This is a genomic window from Sporomusa sp., from assembly GCF_057736855.1.
Map to the genome: position 1 here is coordinate 1 of NZ_JBYKYF010000354.1, position 2755 is coordinate 2755.

General features: G+C 44.5%; 2 protein-coding genes and 1 tRNA gene. All 3 read right to left on the reverse strand.

Features of this window, described 5'->3' with window-relative positions:
* Positions 1 to 61 precede the first annotated feature (61 nt).
* A tRNA-Leu gene (locus AC29Z1_RS16060) sits at positions 62 to 148 on the reverse strand.
* A gap of 174 nt (positions 149 to 322) precedes the next feature.
* Complete coding sequence (gene ilvN / locus AC29Z1_RS16065; RefSeq protein WP_488272462.1) at positions 323 to 820, reverse strand: acetolactate synthase small subunit; 498 nt, start codon at positions 818 to 820, stop codon at positions 323 to 325.
* Between the two features lie 5 nt (positions 821 to 825).
* Positions 826 to 2517 carry a biosynthetic-type acetolactate synthase large subunit gene (gene ilvB, locus AC29Z1_RS16070; RefSeq protein ID WP_488272463.1) on the reverse strand — a complete coding sequence of 564 codons (1692 nt, stop codon included), beginning with the start codon at positions 2515 to 2517 and terminating at the stop codon, positions 826 to 828.
* Positions 2518 to 2755: the final 238 nt, after the last annotated feature.

Below are 2755 nucleotides of genomic sequence, written 5' to 3' on the forward strand. Positions count from 1 at the left end.
CCTGCGACCCCCTGGTCCCAAGCCAGGTACTCTACCAAACTGAGCCACGCCCCGTTCGCTATGGTGCCGGAGGTCGGACTCGAACCGACACGGGGTTACCCCCGGCAGATTTTGAGTCTGCTACGTCTGCCAATTACGTCACTCCGGCATTATCTCGCGCATCCCGTTTTGGGGTGCAGAAGTTATTATAGAATAAAACTATCTAACCGTCAAGAGATAAGTTCTAACTCTTGTGTTCGATTTTTAACTAGTATAGATAAATATGTAAACAAAGCGGCAGGATCGGAAAACTCCCTTTGCCGCTTTGTTATACTCTTCATATCTACATGTCTTTTGCAGGAATTGGCCCCCGCGAAAGTGCGATTTTGCCAGTTCTGACAATTTCAATAATACCAAAGTCCAGTAACACTTCACAAAATGCATCGATTTTACTTTCTTCACCAGTAAGCTCAATAGTCATTGTTTCGCGGTTGATATCAATGATTTTGGCCCGGAAGATCTCCACAACATTTACCAAATCAGAGCGGTTAGTTTTGCTTGCTTTTACTTTGATAAGTGCCAATTCTCGCTCAATAGACTCGACATATGTGAGGTTAACGATTTTGATGACATCAATCAATTTTGACAACTGATTGACTACCTGCTCTAACTCTACTTCATTCTCTGCTTCCACACTAATCGTAATCCGGGTAGTATCAGGCTCTTCGGTATAACCGGCAGCAATACTTTCAATATTAAATGCCCGCCGGCTGATTAAACCAGAGATATGGGTCAAAACACCTGGCCTATTTTCAACTAGTACAGCCAAAGTATATTTCATTAGTTTCAACCTCCCAACAGCATTTGATCCAGACGTCCACCTGGCGGAACCATGGGTAATACATCTTCGGTAGACGGCACAAGAATTTCAATAAGTACCGGACCTTTCATCTGTAAAGCTTTTTCTAGCATATGATCCAATTCGTCAGGACAAGTCACCCGCAAACCAGGAACTCCCATAGCTTCGGCCAATTTTACAAAATCAGTACACCCCTTGGTACTGGAATGAGAATAACGCTGTCCGTAAAACATCCGCTGCCATTGATTGACCATTCCAAGTACTTGATTATTAATGACAATGATCTTAACAGGCAAATTATTATCTGCGACAGTCGCTAGTTCCTGACAATTCATCATAATACTCCCATCCCCAGTAATAAGTACAACCTGTTTATCAGGTAATCCCATTTGGACACCGATAGCTGCCGGTAAGCCATAGCCCATGGTTCCTAAACCGCCTGAAGTCACAAAAGAACGTGCTCTGGGGAAATTATAGAACTGCGCAGTCCACATCTGATGTTGTCCAACATCGGTTACAACTACCGTATTATCTTGTGTCAACTGGCTTAGTTTTTCAATCACAGCCTGGGGCTTGATACTACTATCGTCCTGCGTATAAGTTAGTGGCTTATCTCGTTTCCATCCCCGTACCAGCTCATTCCATGCAGCAATCCTACTTTGCCATTCCTGCAAATTGCATTTTGACACATGTTCACAAAGCAGCGGTAACGACCAGCGAAGATTTCCGATTACCCGCAGGTCAGCACGAACATTCTTATTGATTTCAGCAGGATCAATGTCAAAATGTACAACTTTGGCATGTGGCGCAAAGTGCTGAACAAGACTTGTCACACGATCATCAAATCTCACTCCAAACCCCAATAGCAAGTCACATTCCATTGTGGCCATATTAGCGGCGTAAGTTCCATGCATTCCTACCATCCCCAGGTGCTCAGGAGAGTTAGACGGTATACAGCCTAACCCCATCAGGCTAGAAACTACAGGAAACCCTGTCATCTGAACTAACTTGCGCAATTCTGCCGATGTTTCAGAAATCGTGACACCACCACCAACAAAAATTACCGGCTTTTTGGCAGTCTCCATTGCCTTCACAACAGCTTCAACTTGTTCAGGGTCACCATCAAACAGCGGCTTATAGCCTCTAAGCTGTACCGCATCTGGATAGACAAAATCAAACTCGGCATTAAAAACATCCCGGGAAATATCAATAACGACAGGTCCTGGCCGCCCGGTTCGAGCAATATAAAAAGCTTCTTTCAAGACTCTGGGTAAATCCTGCACCTTTTTCACAAGATAATTATGTTTGCTTATAGGAGTAGTAATCCCACAGACATCGGCTTCCTGGAAAGCATCTTTTCCGATCACCGCTACTCCCACCTGTCCAGTAATTGCCACCAAGGGTACGGAGTCCATATAAGCTGTCGCAATACCTGTTATCAGGTTAGTTGCACCTGGTCCTGATGTAGCAAAGCAAACCCCGGTTTTTCCGGTTGCACGTGCATAACCATCAGCAGCATGTACTGCCCCTTGTTCATGACGAGTTAAAACATGCGGAAAATTGGCTTTGAACAATGCATCATAAAGCGTCAATACACATCCGCCCGGATAACCGAATACCAAATCCACACCCTCTGCTTTCAAACATTCAATAACTGCTTCCGCCCCAAGCATTTTCAATGCCATAACCTCCTTGTGCTTTCTTACCTATCGAATTAAAAATTTTGATAAAAAATTGTTAAATAAAAATCTCCGCCCCTCACAAGGGACGGAGATTAATCCGCGATACCACCCAAATTGCTATAGTATACCTACAGCCACTCATAAGGTACGGAGTAAAAACTCGATACCTCGCCGCAATAACGGGCGGCAATTTCTCTTACGAGATCCCGGCGCAGCCTACTGAACTTTCAGCCCG